15 protein-coding genes and 2 pseudogenes are annotated in these 16,070 nt (G+C 43.1%); 16 read left to right on the forward strand and 1 reads right to left on the reverse strand.

Annotated features, from left to right (window positions below; translation table 11 throughout):
- Positions 1–5: 5 nt before the first annotated feature.
- The 6 genes and pseudogenes from AB5Z12_RS13700 to AB5Z12_RS13725 all read left to right on the forward strand — a co-directional run.
- The gene (locus tag AB5Z12_RS13700) at positions 6–1,118 is read left to right on the forward strand and encodes a cell wall metabolism sensor histidine kinase WalK (RefSeq protein ID WP_173716711.1); all 1,113 of its coding nucleotides are present in this window, start codon (positions 6–8) and stop codon (positions 1,116–1,118) included.
- Positions 1,119–1,776: 658 nt separating this feature from the next.
- Positions 1,777–1,965 carry a hypothetical protein gene (locus AB5Z12_RS13705; protein ID WP_118583292.1) on the forward strand — a complete coding sequence of 63 codons (189 nt, stop codon included), beginning with the start codon at positions 1,777–1,779 and terminating at the stop codon, positions 1,963–1,965.
- A 149-nt stretch (positions 1,966–2,114) separates the two neighbouring features.
- Positions 2,115–3,125: a helix-turn-helix domain-containing protein gene (locus tag AB5Z12_RS13710; protein ID WP_015541488.1), complete on the forward strand. Its 1,011-nt coding sequence runs from the start codon at positions 2,115–2,117 to the stop codon at positions 3,123–3,125.
- 415 nt (positions 3,126–3,540) lie between these two features.
- A complete protein-coding gene (locus AB5Z12_RS13715; protein WP_118583330.1) occupies positions 3,541–4,086 on the forward strand; it encodes a hypothetical protein in 546 nt (181 codons plus the stop codon).
- Positions 4,087–4,148: 62 nt separating this feature from the next.
- On the forward strand, positions 4,149–4,583 hold the full coding sequence (locus tag AB5Z12_RS13720; protein ID WP_368368677.1) for an SseB family protein: 435 nt from the start codon (positions 4,149–4,151) through the stop codon (positions 4,581–4,583).
- A 44-nt stretch (positions 4,584–4,627) separates the two neighbouring features.
- Positions 4,628–4,690, forward strand: a pseudogene (locus tag AB5Z12_RS13725) (DUF6783 domain-containing protein); the annotation flags it as partial.
- Here AB5Z12_RS13725 and AB5Z12_RS13730 read toward each other — a convergent pair.
- Positions 4,664–4,807, reverse strand: a pseudogene (locus AB5Z12_RS13730) (DUF6783 domain-containing protein); the annotation flags it as partial. The pseudogenes AB5Z12_RS13725 and AB5Z12_RS13730 sit on opposite strands and share 27 nt — an antisense overlap.
- A 210-nt stretch (positions 4,808–5,017) precedes the next feature.
- On the opposite strand from AB5Z12_RS13730, the gene AB5Z12_RS13735 reads away from it, so the two are divergent.
- The 10 genes from AB5Z12_RS13735 (at position 5,018) to AB5Z12_RS13780 (ending at position 15,943) form a co-directional block, all read left to right on the forward strand.
- On the forward strand, positions 5,018–5,995 hold the full coding sequence (locus AB5Z12_RS13735; RefSeq protein ID WP_148463624.1) for a hypothetical protein: 978 nt from the start codon (positions 5,018–5,020) through the stop codon (positions 5,993–5,995).
- Positions 5,996–6,144: 149 nt separating this feature from the next.
- Positions 6,145–6,375, forward strand: coding sequence for a helix-turn-helix transcriptional regulator (locus AB5Z12_RS13740; protein WP_118583284.1), 231 nt, complete (start codon positions 6,145–6,147; stop codon positions 6,373–6,375).
- On the forward strand, positions 6,365–7,462 hold the full coding sequence (locus AB5Z12_RS13745) for a DUF6783 domain-containing protein (RefSeq protein ID WP_173736101.1): 1,098 nt from the start codon (positions 6,365–6,367) through the stop codon (positions 7,460–7,462). Before AB5Z12_RS13740 ends, AB5Z12_RS13745 begins: the two co-directional genes overlap by 11 nt.
- A gap of 1,041 nt (positions 7,463–8,503) precedes the next feature.
- Positions 8,504–10,096 carry a peptide ABC transporter substrate-binding protein gene (locus AB5Z12_RS13750; RefSeq protein WP_226837875.1) on the forward strand — a complete coding sequence of 531 codons (1,593 nt, stop codon included), beginning with the start codon at positions 8,504–8,506 and terminating at the stop codon, positions 10,094–10,096.
- 175 nt (positions 10,097–10,271) lie between these two features.
- The gene (locus tag AB5Z12_RS13755; RefSeq protein ID WP_226820525.1) at positions 10,272–11,237 is read left to right on the forward strand and encodes an ABC transporter permease; all 966 of its coding nucleotides are present in this window, start codon (positions 10,272–10,274) and stop codon (positions 11,235–11,237) included.
- A 2-nt stretch (positions 11,238–11,239) separates the two neighbouring features.
- Entirely contained in the window at positions 11,240–12,163 is a 924-nt protein-coding gene (locus AB5Z12_RS13760; RefSeq protein WP_226815283.1) for an ABC transporter permease, read from the forward strand.
- 8 nt (positions 12,164–12,171) lie between these two features.
- Complete coding sequence (locus tag AB5Z12_RS13765; protein ID WP_148463622.1) at positions 12,172–13,170, forward strand: ABC transporter ATP-binding protein; 999 nt, start codon at positions 12,172–12,174, stop codon at positions 13,168–13,170.
- Positions 13,160–14,137, forward strand: coding sequence for an ABC transporter ATP-binding protein (locus AB5Z12_RS13770; protein ID WP_148463621.1), 978 nt, complete (start codon positions 13,160–13,162; stop codon positions 14,135–14,137). The genes AB5Z12_RS13765 and AB5Z12_RS13770 overlap by 11 nt, the downstream gene beginning before the upstream one ends.
- A gap of 159 nt (positions 14,138–14,296) precedes the next feature.
- Complete coding sequence (locus AB5Z12_RS13775; protein ID WP_226837876.1) at positions 14,297–15,058, forward strand: DeoR/GlpR family DNA-binding transcription regulator; 762 nt, start codon at positions 14,297–14,299, stop codon at positions 15,056–15,058.
- 138 nt (positions 15,059–15,196) lie between these two features.
- Positions 15,197–15,943, forward strand: coding sequence for a copper homeostasis protein CutC (locus AB5Z12_RS13780; protein ID WP_226837877.1), 747 nt, complete (start codon positions 15,197–15,199; stop codon positions 15,941–15,943).
- Positions 15,944–16,070 lie beyond the last annotated feature (127 nt).

Below are 16,070 nucleotides of genomic sequence, written 5' to 3' on the forward strand. Positions count from 1 at the left end.
CCGTTATGGCAGCCATGCTTTTGAGCCTGCTGATTCTGAACATAGTTTTTAATAAAAAAATAGAGCTGAGAGCTGAGAATGCAATTAAAAACGTTTTTACTTTGGATTCAGACGAATATTTGAATTACGAATCTGAAAATGATACGGGCTCTTTATATTATGCCTCACTTGTATATATGGGGGCAGATTCAGAAAACAGGGATGACATATATCAGATTTTGACACCCAAAGAGAAGAAACTTATTGACTGGTATGAAACACACCCGTCTGATGAAATGCAAAGGGCAAAAATTAACGAAGCAACTTATTATATGAAAGCCAGAACAGAGTATTACGAAGACGGCAATGAGAGATTACTTGCTTATGTGGATGTTACCGGCGAACCAGAACTCGTAAAAGAAATCAGTTTTGGTGTTTTGCTGGATGCTTTTGTCATTGCCGCTCTCGGTGCTGCCATTGGATATTTTCTCGGGAAAAAACTTGAACAAAATGACAAAGCTCAGAAGACCTTTTTTGAAAATACATCTCACGAATTAAAAACCCCGCTTATGGCAATTTGCGGATATGCGGAGGAGATTGAAATGGGAGTCATTACCGATTATTCTCAAGCGGGCAGAATGATAGTGTCTCAGACGGAGCGTATGAGTAAACTTATTGAGGATATCCTGTATTTATCAAAAATGGAAAGCGGTACGGAACCATTAAAGTGTGAACCAATAGAAATGGCATCACTGGTTCAAGATATTTTGATGCCGCTTGAAGGAATTGTGAACAGGCGAAACCTTTCAGTATCGTTAGAACTGGACGAAGGATATGTCAACGGAGACCCGGAGAAGCTGGAACACGCTGTTGCTAACCTGATAACTAATTCCGTAAAATATGCGTGTAGTCAAATCGAAATATCGTGGAAAAATCAAGTCCTTTCCATCTGGAACGATGGAGGAGAACTTAGCACAGAGGATTTTTCCCATATGTTTGAACGTTTTCATACGGGACAAAACGGAAACAGCGGAATAGGGCTTGCCCTCTCAAAAGAAATCGTTGAAATGCACGGATGGAAACTTAGTGCGAAAAATGACAGGCATGGCATATGTTTATCAATGGTATGCCACAGTTAATTTAGGAACAATCAGGTTTACAGCTTCCAGTTTGTTGAGATGTTGCAAAATTTGGAATCAAGAGAGAATAAGAATGATTAACAATTTAATGTACATAGAATTAAAAATGGGATATTCTGATGATGATCCGGCATGGATTGGATATGTCAAAACTTCAAAAAGTAGAATAAAAATTTTTTGACATTTCTGCACATGCGTGCTAATATGATTATAGAAAAAGAGTGCTACCGATAGACGGTTAGTCCGTTTTACTATTTAGAATATCTATCAAAGATAACCGCTTAGTTTGCAGACAGGGCGGTTATTTTTGTGGTTTATGATTATCTTTGCCTAATGTATATCCGATACTAAAGCAGGTTAAGCCGAAGCTCACTACTGCTATGAAGTCCACAATACTCATTGGCTTAGCCCTCCTTTCCAGTGGATTCCCTTTCAGGTTTCTATGTAATCAGAGGGTCACAGTCCCTCTGTTGAAGGACTAACCGCCTACCGTTATGGTAGCACCCATGTTTCGATTATAACAATTAAAAACTACCGGTGCAATATAAAGTTGGTAGAGCAGCATTTGTTAGCCGTGGAAAAAAATCTTTTCGACTAAGGCTTCCGATGCCAAAACGGTGCCAAGAAAACAATCGGTATTTGGAGGAGTTTCTTATTTATGAAAAAAGGAATAAACAAACCAATCTTATTTTATATTGCATCAGTTCTGTTTTTCATAGCGTCAGCTATTGGCTTTACGAGTGGAAATGAAAATTCTATGGCTATAGTATGGTTATGTCTTGGTTCCTCATTTCTTTGTCTAGGTTCGACGCATAAGAAAAAGGAAAACAATACAGATGATAAATAATTTCATGCTTGTATTGCTGGAAAATCGGGATTCATCGAGTCCTTTTGTGATTTGCAACTGCTGGTTGACAGATTTACAGCCTGAAATGGTAGAATGCAAACAGCAAAACTGTTATATTTAGCTCATAAAATCTGCAAAAGGAGAAAAAAATGATTTTAGCTGATAAGATTACAGAGGAAAGAAAAAAGAATGGATGGTCACAGGAAGAACTAGCCAATCAGTTGGGCGTATCCAGACAGGCAGTATCTAAGTGGGAAAGTGCAGGAGCTGTTCCAGATTTGCAAAGAATTTTACAGATGTCGGAGCTTTTTGGTGTCAGTACAGATTACCTATTAAAAGATGAAATGAAAGCAGAAAATATCACCTATCACGAAAGTACTGAAAGCTATGCAGAACCGTTGAAAAAAGTAACTATGGAGAATGCAAATGAATTTCTTGACATGAAAAGAAATGGATCCAAAGTAGTGGCAAATGCAACAAGTATGTGTATCTTAAGTCCAATATTATTGATTGTTCTTGTGACAATGGCAGAAGATAGCGTATTTCATGTTTCGGAATCTCTGGCAACAGTATTTGGATGTGTTTTTTTGCTTGGAATGGTTGCGGCAGCCGTCTTTTTGTTTATTACATATGGAATGAGTGAATCACATATGGAACATTTTGAAAAAGAATGCTTTGAAACAGAGTATGGTGTATCTGGAATGGTACGAGAAAAAAAAGATTCCTATGAACCAATTTTTATCAGAGGAACAGCTGTTGGGGTAGTGCTTTGTATACTGGCAGTGATTCCGACAATTATTGCCGAATCTATGGAAGCGTCCGACTATTACTGTGGTCTTTCCGTTGGATTACTGCTATTCATACTTGCAATAGGAGTGAATCTGTTGGTTCGTGTTGGGATGGTAAAAAGCAGTTACGATACCCTTCTTCAGGAAGGCGAATATACAAAAGAAGAAAAACTGTTTAAGAAAAAGACTGACACGTTTTCTGGTGTATATTGGTGCTTGACTACAGCGATTTACCTTGCATGGAGCTTCTGGACGATGAGCTGGGATATTACATGGATTGTATGGCCGGTTGCAGGTGTTTTATTTGCAGCATTGCTTGGTGTGGTGAAAATGGTGTTAAAGAATGGCAGTGAAACTCAGCACTATATTTAAAATGGAATTAAGTTTATTTTCCGCATATTATACTCATCCAGAAATTCCAGTTCGCGTTGGTGGTTATTTCTAATAGAAAAAGAACTTTTTGACATTTACACAGCTGCGTGATAATATGATTATAGAAAAAGAGTGCTACCGATAGACGGTTAGTCCGATATATGATGTGACAAAAATTGCCGCCTAGTTTACCAGACCGGGGCGGCTATTTTTGTGGCTTATTATTATCCTTGCCAAAGGTATATCCAAGACCAAAGCAGGTTAAGCTGAAGCAGTAATGCTATTTCAGGAAATTCAGGCGGTTACCATATGATATGGAGTGCGGGAATGTATTGCCTGGAATGCTCCGTGGATATTATAGTTGGGAATTTTTGCTCCTAACATTAAAAAATTGATTATGGAGGTAAATACCAAGATGAAACTTGATGAATTTACAGAAATGATGACAGGACATTTTGATAACAAGGAGCAGTTTGATAAGATGCAGGCGGAAGGGAAAACATATCCATATGCCGAGCATGTAAATACAATCTGCAATGACAAAATAAAAAATCTTCCGGAGGATTTCAATGGCAGATTTGTTGTTGAAGAAAGCTACTATGAAACGAATGGAAAACGTCATGCATCACCACATCTTTTTCTTATTACAGAAACAGAACAGGGAATTTTACTTTCCTCTTATGAAATTCCAGAAGGAGAAGATAAGAAGGTATTTTCATACGCATCCATGAAGAAGGTTGATTACGCGGAACTGAAAAAATCCGAAAAATTTACTCCCGCACTTTACCATGAAAAGGACGGAATCTGGGAAGGCGGCAGCATAAGCCAGTTTTCGCCGGTAATGATATTTAAACTTTGGGAAAAGTTTTCCGATCGTTGTCTGGAAGTATCTGAAAGTATGGAAGTTAACGGGAAGAGAACTTTTGGATATGATGAACCAATCATTTATAAAAGGGTATAATCAAAGAGCGGCAGATTACAGAAAGCCTTTTTCAAACACGCTCTAATACAGAAATTAGCTCAATGGAGAGTAATGATATGGATAAAACAGATGAAGGTTTACTTGGAAATGAGAAAATCGAGGATGTAATCGCAGCACTTCAGCAGCAGCCAACGCAAGAATTGCTGGCTCATGCACTGACCGTGGTACGAAGACGCATGCGTGAAAACGGTCAGGTAATCATCGCCGTAGAGCCAAACGGGGCAGCTGGTCAGATGAAATTACAGGCAGTAAAAACCTCCGACGGTAAGAACTGGTGGGCGGTTTTTACCAGCTTCGACGAAGAATTGAAAGGCGGCAAAAGTGTTATGTCAACCTTTATGACAGACATTGGAAAATTACTTGAGGCAGCGCTGTCCGAGGAAGAAATCAGCGGCGTGATCATCAATCCCTGGAACAGGACATTGATGCTGGACAAGACATTGATTCGGATCGTGCTTGGAGATGTGACACAGTAAGTTACTGAAAAAGAGAAGAGGAACTGCACGCCCCACTTTGCGGTATATTTCACCCGAATTCGGTTACCGTAGCCCGCTACGGCGTCCTCATCCGGGCGAAATCTCCCACAAATTGTGACGCACATCTTGCAGAAAGCCTTTTTCAAACACGCTTTAGAGTGTGCACAAAATAGGTTTGTGTGAAAAATGCCAGGTAAGAAAATAAAAACGTTTCTTCTGTCCATTGGATAAAGCAGAGCGTGAAAATTCTGCCTGGCAATTTTTTTATTGATAAAATTATTGACAAACGATAATTATAAGTTATAATTAAATTATAAATTATCGTTTTTCAATAATTTTTACAAAACAGTTAAAGAAATCCAGAGTAAAGGATTAGATGGTTTAATCCCGCACGTTAGCGGATTTTCTCGATATCGGCAAAAAGGAGGTTCCCCATGAAAGAAAGACATTTATTTACCCTCTTATCTGTAGAAGCGGCCGCCTGCGTCCTGTTCTGTATTTTACAGCGCAGCTTATCCGGTCTGTTTTCCACCTTGATCGCATTCCCTTTTGAGCAGATCGGAGCTGGCCTGCGGGTTCTGTCGCTGTCTGGGGCTGTAGGAAATGTGGTCGCGATCCTCTTATACATGCTGTTGGGACTTATTCCTGCTGGAATTTGGGGATTCCTGCACTGGCGCAAGAAATCAGAACCCCTGGATTTCATGCTTCTGGTTATCAGCGCTCTTCTTTTTGTAACCCTATACTACATGATCAATCCGGGACTTTTGTTCACCGGAGTACCAGGCACCGGGAAATGGTCCCTGGGAAGTACCTTCTATTCCGTCCTTCTGGGTTACCTGCTTATCCGCATTTTGCTTCATTATAAGAATGCAGGGACGGAGAAACTGCAAAAGGGACTTTGGTTCCTTCTTGGCACTGTAAGCGTGGTATTGGTGTACGGCATCTTTGGACAGGAGCTGAGAGGGCTGCTTCAGAATCTGGAAACGGTACAGAAGGGAAATACAGGCATAGAGCTAAGCGATGGATTTTTTACTTTTTCTAACCTTACTCCCACCTATGTTTTCCTGTTCCTCCACTTTGCAGTCCGTATTCTGCCTTATGTACTGGATATTATAGTTGTTTTCCTGGCGAGAAGGCTTCTGGCTGCAATAAAGGAAAACCTGTATCAGGAAGAGAGTGTAAAACTGGCGGAAAAACTTTCCCACTTTTGCGTGTGGACCTTAGCATCCACTATTGGGCTGGGGGCGGTATTTAACCTACTACAATTGTTTTTCCAGAGCAGCCTTTATCAGCTTGAGTATGTGGTGGCGGTCCCGGTATTTTCCCTGGCCTTTGTGCTGGCAGTGCTGTTGTTTGCAAAGTATATAAGGGAAATGCAGAGATTGAAAGCGGATAATGACCTGTTCATATAAGCGTATGGAGATATATAAATGATAGCCGGACTGCAAGTGTCTTGATTCGTTATATAGGAAGAAGCAAGGATATTTAGGTAACGACTCTTAATTTAATATCATTGACTATTTAATATGGAGCAATTTGCAATAAGGAAAGGAAATGATTTATGGCAATAAAAGTATGCCTTGAAGACGTATTGAAAGAGCGGGGAATGACGTCCAAGGAATTGTGCAGCCTGGTGAACATTACAGAAGCCAACCTGTCCGTCCTCAGAAGCGGAAAGGCCAAGGGCGTGCGGTTCCACACCATTAACCGGATCTGTTATTTCCTGCAATGCGATGTTGGCGATATCTTAAAATTCGATGGAAATCTGGAGGAGGACGAAAATGAAGATTAGGAAATCAAAATATCACCAAAAATCGGTTAAGGTGGCCCATTGCGGTGCTCTCATCTGGAGAAAATTTCCTACAAATTGTGACGCACATCTTGCAGAAAGATTTTTGAAGGGACGGGAGAACAATCATCTGTTAAAAAGTTTGTTCAAATTATCGGTTATTTTCATGACCTTCACAGCCAGCGGCTGTACTCTTGCAGTCCCAGATGCCGGCACAGATGGAAACGGTGACCGCCTGATCGGCGCTTTTATCACCTCCGAATATCTGGACCTATATGATATGGAAGGCTATCTGAACGACCATGCCGCCTCCCTTATGAACAACAGCAGTATCACCATAGGAAATGACAGCCGTTATGAGGGGAAACTTGTGGCAACTGTGGATAAAGAAGGTGCCCAGTCTTCTTCTGAGTGGAAAATTTCCTTTGGAGACATAAAAGGAGAATACATTTTAATGCCAGTGACCGAAGATGAGGATGGAAATACATCTGTAGGAAATCTTTGCTCCGACGGAGTAGGAGATCCGTATTTGAACTACAACGTTACCGATGATGGAGAAACACAGGAAATCAGCGCCACTGTTTACCAGGTCTCTGGCAAGTCAGAACACACACAGTATGTAAATCCGGTTTTCCAGAAAGAAAACGGGGAAATTTATGCCATGGCTGGAAATGGCTATTCCAACGGTGTGGGAGGCTCAGAAGGAAACACTATGGCAGCTACGCTTTCCGGTGAAACTACTACAGTGGAAAATGGAAAGACTAAGACAGAAGGATGTAAAGTGACGGTTCAGTTTGCCACTATGTACAAGCCAGTGCGGACCATCATTTACCAGATGAATGAGGCGAATCAGGTATTGAAACAGACTGCCTATAAACCATCTGAGGTGCCGGATAGCTTGAGGGTAGAAGGAGACACTGCCTATATTCTGGCGGAAATCAGAAAGGAAGATACTTCAGGCAAAATGGTGACAACCAGGACAATCTTGAATTTGAATTCGTCAGAGGATGAGGAAACGCAGTACCTGGAGACTTGGTATCCCCTGGATAATGGGCTGATCAGCAAAAAAGATGTAGAGATTGAATATTGAATAAAAATGCCAGGAAAATTAACCTGGCATTTTTGGCGCAATAGGAAATTTCATTGCTATTTAATGTGTTGGTCGTTATTCCGGACGCGATTTTACAATGTATATTCACCGCCGCGCGTCGCAACGTTCCAGCAAGCTAATGACTAACTACGACTAAGACGCTCAGGAAAGCCTTCGCGCCTAAGTCTCCGTAAGTCATGGATCTCGCCTCCACTAAAACCGCTCCTGAAATGCGCGGCTTGCGAATATACATTGCAAAATCGCTGGTTACTGGAAAGGGAAGAAAGAAACAGTAACGACAACAACGGGGGTGGGGTGAAGTAGTTGATATCCCGCAACTATATTGTTTTTTCTAATCTATTGTTGTCAAGAAAGTATAGGGAAATCAATCACTCCCCTCCCCCTCGTTAAAAGTTCTTACTAACCATCAAGTCCCAGCCAGTACACAGCATTTGGGTAATGTGTATTACTCCAGCGAGCCATTTCAGGCGCGCTCTTAGCGTAAGCGAAATCCAGCGCTTACGAAGACTTATGCGTGAGGGCTCTCCCGAACGCATTAGTCGCAGTTAGCGATTAGTTCGCTGGAGCGTTGCGCCGGCGAGTGAGTAATACATATTGTCCAAATGCGTCCCTCCTGAAGAACTTTTCAACACATTCAACACATTAAAGAGGAAAACAGGAAGTCGGATACAGTTGAAGCACCCAGCTGCATCCGATATTTTTTACTCATTTTTCCTTGAAAAAGCAGAATTTGTACAAAATAAATACATAATTCGTACAAAACCAATTCTAAACAATAAAAAGCAATAAAGAATAATAAAAAACAATTGACAACACTACAACACTTTGCTATACTAAAATTACCAAAAAGAGGCGAGCAAAGAGAACATTTTTTATTTATGCAAAGGCGCATGAAACTACATCGTGACTAAGTTGCAAAATAGAAAATGTTTTTTTACTATAAAGCTCCATTTAAACTCTGAACGGCAAAGGCTTACTACCGTACCTGCATAAAGGACGGATAAGAAAGGAGAAAAAACTATGAAAATGATGAAAGCAGCAGTAGCACTTGGAATGGCACTCACCATGACTGTTACAGGTGCATCAGCAGTATTCGCAGAGGGAGAGACACTCAGCGTTGCTACTGATTTCGAGATCAAGACTCTGGTACCGTGGGCTGCATCCGAGGAGAATGCATTCCTGGTACTGAACCAGGCAGAAGAGGGACTGTTCCGTATGGACGAGAACAACCAGCCTCAGCCGGCTCTTTGCGATACTTATGAGGTATCCGATGACAAGCTTACATACACCTTCCACTTAAGAGATGGAATCCAGTGGAGCAATGGTGAGCCTGTAACAGCAGCAGATTTCGTATACGCATGGCTGAAACAGATGAGCGCAGATGCAACAAACGGCTACAGCTTCATTATGACAGACTACATCGTAAACGGTCAGGAGTATAATGAGGGAAGCGTTGAGGCTTCTGAGGTAGGCGTTAAGGCTGTTGACGATCAGACACTGGAAGTTCAGCTGAAGAGTCCAACACCATACTTCCTGAACCTTACTACAATGGATATGTTCTTCCCAGTTAACGAAGCATTCTGTGAAGAGCAGGGCACAAACTTCGCTCTTTCCCCAGACAGCATGCTCTACTGCGGACCGTACGTGATCACAGATTATGATCCGGCTGTAGGCGTTACTTTCGCTAAGAACGACAATTACTGGGATAAAGACAACGTAGCAATCGAAGATGCACAGGTTCGTGTAATCAAAGATGCTGCAGCTGCATTAAGCGCATATCAGGCTGGCGAGCTTTCCCAGGTTAAACTTGATTCTGCAAACGTAGTAGCATACAAGGATGATCCGGAATTCTCCCAGGAGATCGACTTCCGTACAAGCTATGTACAGTTCAACCTTACAGATGACGTAATGAGCAATGTAAACATGAGAAAAGCTATTTCTCTTGCTATGAACAGAAGCGCTCTTACAGATAACATTCTTGCTGATGGTTCTGCACCAGGATTTGGTCTTGTAGCAGACGGCATGAGCGGTGATGGAGAGAAGACATTCCGTGAGCTGAACGGAGATGTTTCCCCATATGATCCGGAGCAAGCAAAAGAGTACTATGACAAAGCAGTTGAGGAGCTTGGAAGCGCACCTTCAGAGGTTACTCTTCTTGTAGCTGATGACTCTGTATCCAAATCCGTTGCAACATTTATCCAGAGCGAGCTTGTTACAACACTTGGTCTGAACGTAGTAATCGATACCAAGACTGTACAGGGACGTGGAGAGCTGATGGATGCCAACAACTATCAGTTTGCTGTAACAGCATGGGGTGCTGACTATGATGACGCTATGACATACCTTGATCTGTGGACAAACGGAACTCCATACCGTGGAAACTACAACGATGCAGATTACAATGCACTGATTTCTGATGCTAAGACTCAGACAGACGATGCAGCTCGTCTTGATGACATGCTGAAAGCTGAGAAGAAGCTGGTTGAGGAAGACGCAGTTGTTGCTCCTGTATACCACAGAGGTTCCGCTGTTCTGACAAAATCCAATGTCAAGAACCTGATCAGCCATCCAATCGGTGTTCCGCTTGAGTTCAAGTACGCTTCTTTCGAATAATCTCTTATTCAGGTGATTGTTGGATATAAACTGGCAGCGAAACAGATCTCAGAGGTTTGCTTCAAATTCAAGTAATATTCCTTAAGGAACAAGTAACGGACCGTATACAGCAGTGGCTTACACAGCCGGTATACGGTCTGTTTTTCACAGAAAGAAAAGGAGTACTGTTCACTACGTGCACAGTAACAGAAAAGGTGATGTCATGCTGAAATATGTATTAAAGCGATTGGGGTACATTCTGGTTACCTTGTGGGTAATTGTAACCTGTACCTTTTTCATGATGAAAAATCTTCCAGGTACACCTTTTGATGCTGAGCGTTTTAGTATTATGACACCTCAGCAGCAGGAACGTGTGCTGGAAATGTATGGATTAAATGATTCTCTTCCAATGCAGTATGTGAAATATATTAAGAACATGCTGAAAGGAGACCTGGGTACTTCCTTTACTTATGTAAACCAGGATGTTTCCAAGGTTATCACAGGTCGTCTCGGACCATCTGCGCTGATTGGTATCCAGGCAGTACTGATCGGACTTGCAATCGGATTAATTTTAGGAATCCTGGCTGCCTGGAAGCACAATAGCGGAATTGATTACTTTACTATGATATTGGCAGTGCTTGGAGTCTCGGTGCCGAACTTTGTCGCCGCAGCCCTTCTTCAGTATTACATAGGTCTGAAATGGGGCGCTCTCCCGGTTGGATTCTGGACTGGCTGGAATTGTTCCGTATTGCCGTCCATTGCGCTTTCGTTCAGTGCAACAGCTATGGTTGCCCGTTTTATGCGTACCGAAATGCTGGATGTACTGGATCAGGATTACATCGTAACTGCAAGAGCCAAGGGGCTGAGCCAGATGAAAGTCCTTATGCGTCATGCAGTCCGCAACTCCATCCTTCCGGTTGTAACTATTTTAGGACCAATCGTAGTAAACCTTATGACAGGATCTCTTGCTGTAGAGAACATCTTCAGTATTCCTGGTATCGGAAGCCTTTTCGTAGACTGTATCAAGGCAAATGACTATCCGGTGATCATGGGTATTACTATTTTCTATGCCGCATTCTATATGCTGATTGTACTGCTTGTTGACCTGGCTTATTCTCTTATTGATCCGAGAATTCGTCTTGCCAAAGGAAAGGAGAGCTGATCGTGGACAAATCAAAAATTGACCGCAGCATGTATCAGAAAGCGAAAGTAGAAGCCTCTGAAAAAGAGCACATCGCAGCTCCTGCTTCCACTATGCTGGCTGACGCATGGATCCGTCTGAAAAAAAACAAGGCAGCAGTTGTAGCATTATTTATTTTGATCGGAATTATCCTGCTTGCCATTTTTGCACCGATCTTCAGTAAATATTCATTTAGAGACACTGATTATAACAATGTATATGGACTTCCAAGCGCAGCACACATTTTTGGTGCTGACCAGTTTGGACGTGACCTGTGGGTACGTACCTGGATGGGAACCCGAATTTCCCTTATGATCGCACTGGTAGCTGCAATCCTGGATCTGGTTGTAGGTGTTCTTTACGGTGCTGTTTCCGCTCTTTTCGGGGGAAAGGTAGACGCTGTTATGCAGCGTATTATTGAGGTACTGGTTGGAATCCCAAGCCTTATCATTGTAATCCTTTTCCTGATGGCATTCCCGGCTGGTGTAGGAACTATTATCGCTGCACTTTCCATTACCGGATGGGTAAACATGGCCAGACTGGTTCGTGCCGAGATCCTGAAACTGAAGAATCAGGAATTCGTACTTGCTTCTCAGGTTCTTGGAACCAGCAAATTCAACATTATTATGAAGGATCTGATCCCGAACACAGTCAGCGTTATCGTAATCAACGTGATGTTCACAATCCCAAGCGCTATCTTTACCGAGGCATTCTTAAGCTTCATTGGTATTGGTCTGGCAGAGCCGCAGGCTTCCCTTGGTGTATTGATCAACGGTGGTTATCAGGTACTGCGAATGTATCCACATGTACTGATTTTCCCGGCAATTGTTATCGTACTGATTATGGTATGCTTCAGTATTCTGGGCGACGGACTTCGTGATGCCCTTGATCCGCAGATGAGAAAGTAGGTACAGCTATGGGAAAAATATTAGAAGTTAAGAATCTTACAGTCCACATCAAGACGCACAAGGGCGTTGTCCAGGCTGTGCGCGGCGTGGATTTTTACCTGAATGAGCAGGAGACACTTGCGGTAGTAGGAGAGTCCGGTTCCGGAAAATCCATTACCATGAAAGGTGTTATGGGAATCCTCCCAAAGAATGGAAAAGTAGTAGAAGGAAGCGTAATGTTTCAGGGAAATGATCTGACCAAATATTCAGAGCGTCAGATGCAGCAGGTGCGCGGAAGCGAGATTGCCATGATCTTCCAGGATCCCATGACTTCCCTAAACCCGACCATGAAGGTTGGAAAACAGATCGAGGAAATGCTGAAAGAGCACCGCAAGGAGATGAGTAAAGCCGACCGTAAGGCAAGAGCCATCGAGCTTCTTTCCCTGGTTGGAATCTCCAATCCGGAGGCACGTTACGACCAGTATCCACACCAGCTGTCCGGTGGTATGAGACAGCGAGTTGTCATCGCCATTGCACTGGCATGTGATCCCAAGGTGCTGATCGCAGATGAGCCGACCACAGCCCTTGATGTAACGATCCAGGCACAGATCCTGGATTTGATGCGCGATCTTCAGAAAAAGATCAAAACATCCATTATCATCATTACCCATAACCTTGGTGTTGTGGCAAATATTGCAGATCGTGTTGCTGTTATGTACGGTGGAAAATTAGTTGAGACAGGAGATGTGGAAGATATTTTCCACAATCCATGTCACGAATATACAAAAGGCCTTCTTCGTTCTATTCCAAAAGCACACGAAAAAGGCGGTGAGCTTCAGGCAATCCCGGGAACTCCTCCGGATCTTATGGAGCCTCCGGTTGGATGTCCTTTTGCGGCAAGATGTAAGGAGACAATGATCGTCTGCCAGAAATACATGCCGGATTATACCGATTGCGGCAAGAATCATAAGTCAGCATGCTGGATGCTTGACGAGATGGCACAGGAGGTAAACTCTGATGAAAAATGATGAAAAGCAGGTACTTCTTGATGTTAAGAACCTGAAGAAATACTTTAATGTTGGAAATAAAAAGATTCTGAAAGCAGTTGATGACATTTCCCTTCAGATTTATAAGGGAGAGACTCTTGGTCTGGTTGGAGAGTCTGGATGTGGTAAATCTACCTTCGGAAGAACTGTTATCCATCTGTATGATCCTACAGATGGTACGGTAACCTTCGATGGAACGAAAATTGACAAGAATCTGGATACAAAGCAGAGACATGAACTTTGCAGAAGAATGCAGATGATTTTCCAGGATCCATATGCATCCCTGAACCCGCGAAGAAAAATTCTGGATATTGTAGCAGAGGGAATTGATGCTCACGGTCTTGCTGCCAATAAAAAAGAACGTGATGCCAAGGTAATTGAGCTTCTGGAAACCGTTGGTCTTCAGGCAGAGCATGCAGATCGTTTCCCTCATGAGTTTTCCGGTGGACAGCGCCAGCGTGTTGGTATTGCACGTGCACTTGCAGTAAATCCGGATTTTATCGTATGCGATGAGCCCATTTCTGCTTTGGACGTTTCCATCCAGGCACAGGTTATCAACCTTCTGGAGCAGCTTCAGAGAGAGCGTGGGCTGACTTACCTGTTTATTGCACACGACCTTTCCATGGTGAAGCATATCAGTGACCGTATTGGTGTTATGTACCTGGGATCTCTTGTTGAGCTTGCTGACAGTGAGGAGCTTTTCGAGAACCCAATGCATCCTTATACCAAGGCTCTTCTTTCTGCAATCCCGATCCCGGATCCGGATATTGAGAAGAACCGTCAGAGAATCATGCTGGAGGGTACACTTCCGAACCCCATTGATCTTGGCGAGGAGTGTAAGTTCTGCAGCCGTTGTCCTGTTTGCAAGGATAGCTGCCATAAGAGCCAGCCGAAGCTTGTTGAGGTAAAACCGGGACATTTTGTTGCCTGCAGTCAATGCGCAGAGTAATATTTTACAGGCAGATTTGGTATCCATTCAAAAGAATGGAAAGCTAAAAGCCTGTCTGTTATATGAAATGTATAGTACTATATAAGTTATGTTGACCACTTGAAAGAGCGGGAGATGGGCTTTTGATAAATAAGGCAGCAGAAAACAGGAGGAAGAAGGATGTTCATTGAGGAACGGCAGATAGCCATCGAGAAAGTCCTTCGGGAACAGGGAAAAGTCCGGACCAGGGAGCTGAGCGAAATGTTCCAGGTCACAGAGGACTGCATCCGTAAAGATCTGAAAACTCTTGAGAATGCCGGCAAATTAAAAAGAACTTACGGTGGTGCGATTCTTTCCCAGGATTACCCGCTGGAAAGAGATGTTATCGACAGAAGAAATTATCATCTGGACAAGAAGATGGTGATCGCGGTCAAGGCTATGACGCTGATCAAAGAGCGGGAAGCGATTTTTCTTGATATATCCACAACCAATATTGAGCTTGCCAAGCTTCTTGCGAAATCGAAAATGCAGCTTACCGTAGTGAGCAACATGATCGATATTTTACAGCTGCTTGCGCAAAATCCCAAGATCACAGCCATTGGAACCGGTGGAATCATGTATCCTACAGTAAATGGATTCCTTGGTTCCGCAGCAATCCAGGTGATCCGGCAGTATAGCTTTGACCGGGCATTTATGGGAAGCTGCGGAATTGATATGATGGATCACACCGTCACGACTCTTGGAGTGGAGGACGGACTGACCAAAAAGGCTGCAATTGAAAGCAGCCGTCATAAATATGCCGTGATGGAGCGGGAGAAATTTTATTTTAATGAATCTTATAAATTTACACAGCTTGATGAACTGGACGGGATCATCACAGATGAATTCCCGGATCAGTCGGTGCAGGATATGCTGGATTCCCTTGGTGTAACGCTCTATTAAGAAACGGCAGCTCGGGAATACAGCAACAAAGTGACAAGACCGGCGGGCATGGGAATAATTTGTGAAATTATCAGAATGCAAAGTATTGCAATAGCTGCAATGTGATAGTATCAGGCTGGGTGAAAGGAAAAAGAGGATATGGGCAAATTTACTTTGGAGGTTTGTGCAGATTCTGTGGAATCTGTACTTGCCGCTGAGAAAGGCGGAGCAGACAGGATCGAGCTTTGCGGAAATGTGGTGATTGGAGGAACAACTCCATCAGAGAGTCTTTTCCGCGAGATCCGCAGGTATAGTGATATTAAGATCCATGCACTGATCCGTCCAAGATTTGGTGATTTTTGTTATACTGAATACGAATTTGATATTATTCGTTCAGAAGTGAGAAAATTCTGGGAGCTGGGTGCCCAGGGAGTTGTAATCGGTATGCTAAGACCGGATGGCTCCCTGGATGTGGAGCATCTGGCACAGCTTATGGAGGAAGCGAAGGGGATGTCTGTAACTTTGCACAGGGCTTTTGACGTGTGCAGGGATCCAATGGAGGCATTGGAGCAGGTCATTTCTCTTGGTTTTAATACCATTCTCACATCTGGACAGAAGAATAACTGTGTGGATGGATCGCCGCTGCTTGCAGAGCTGGTGGAAAAGAGTGCCGGTCGTATTCACATTATGGCTGGTGCAGGAGTGAATGCAGACGTGATCGCTCCAATCTATGAGAAAACCGGAATCACAGATTATCATATGACGGGCAAGGTTTTGCTGGACAGTGAGATGAAGTACCGCAAAGAGGGCGTGAGTATGGGACTGCCTTCTTTGAGTGAGTATGAGATTTTCCGCACCAGTGAGGCTGAGGTGAAAAAGGCCCGGGAAGTTTTAGCAAGGCTTTAGAGCCTTAGGCGCTCTTTCACAAAATGGGATTGTTTTCGTGAAAGGGCGTTTTGCTATTTAGTTGATTAAAAGTTCTTCAATGCGGACGCATTTGGACAATGTGTATTACTCACTCGCCGGCGCAACG

The organism is Ruminococcus sp. RTP21358st1_G6_RTP21358_211008 (genome assembly GCF_040908885.1).
Lineage (GTDB): Bacteria > Bacillota > Clostridia > Lachnospirales > Lachnospiraceae > Blautia_A > Blautia_A faecis.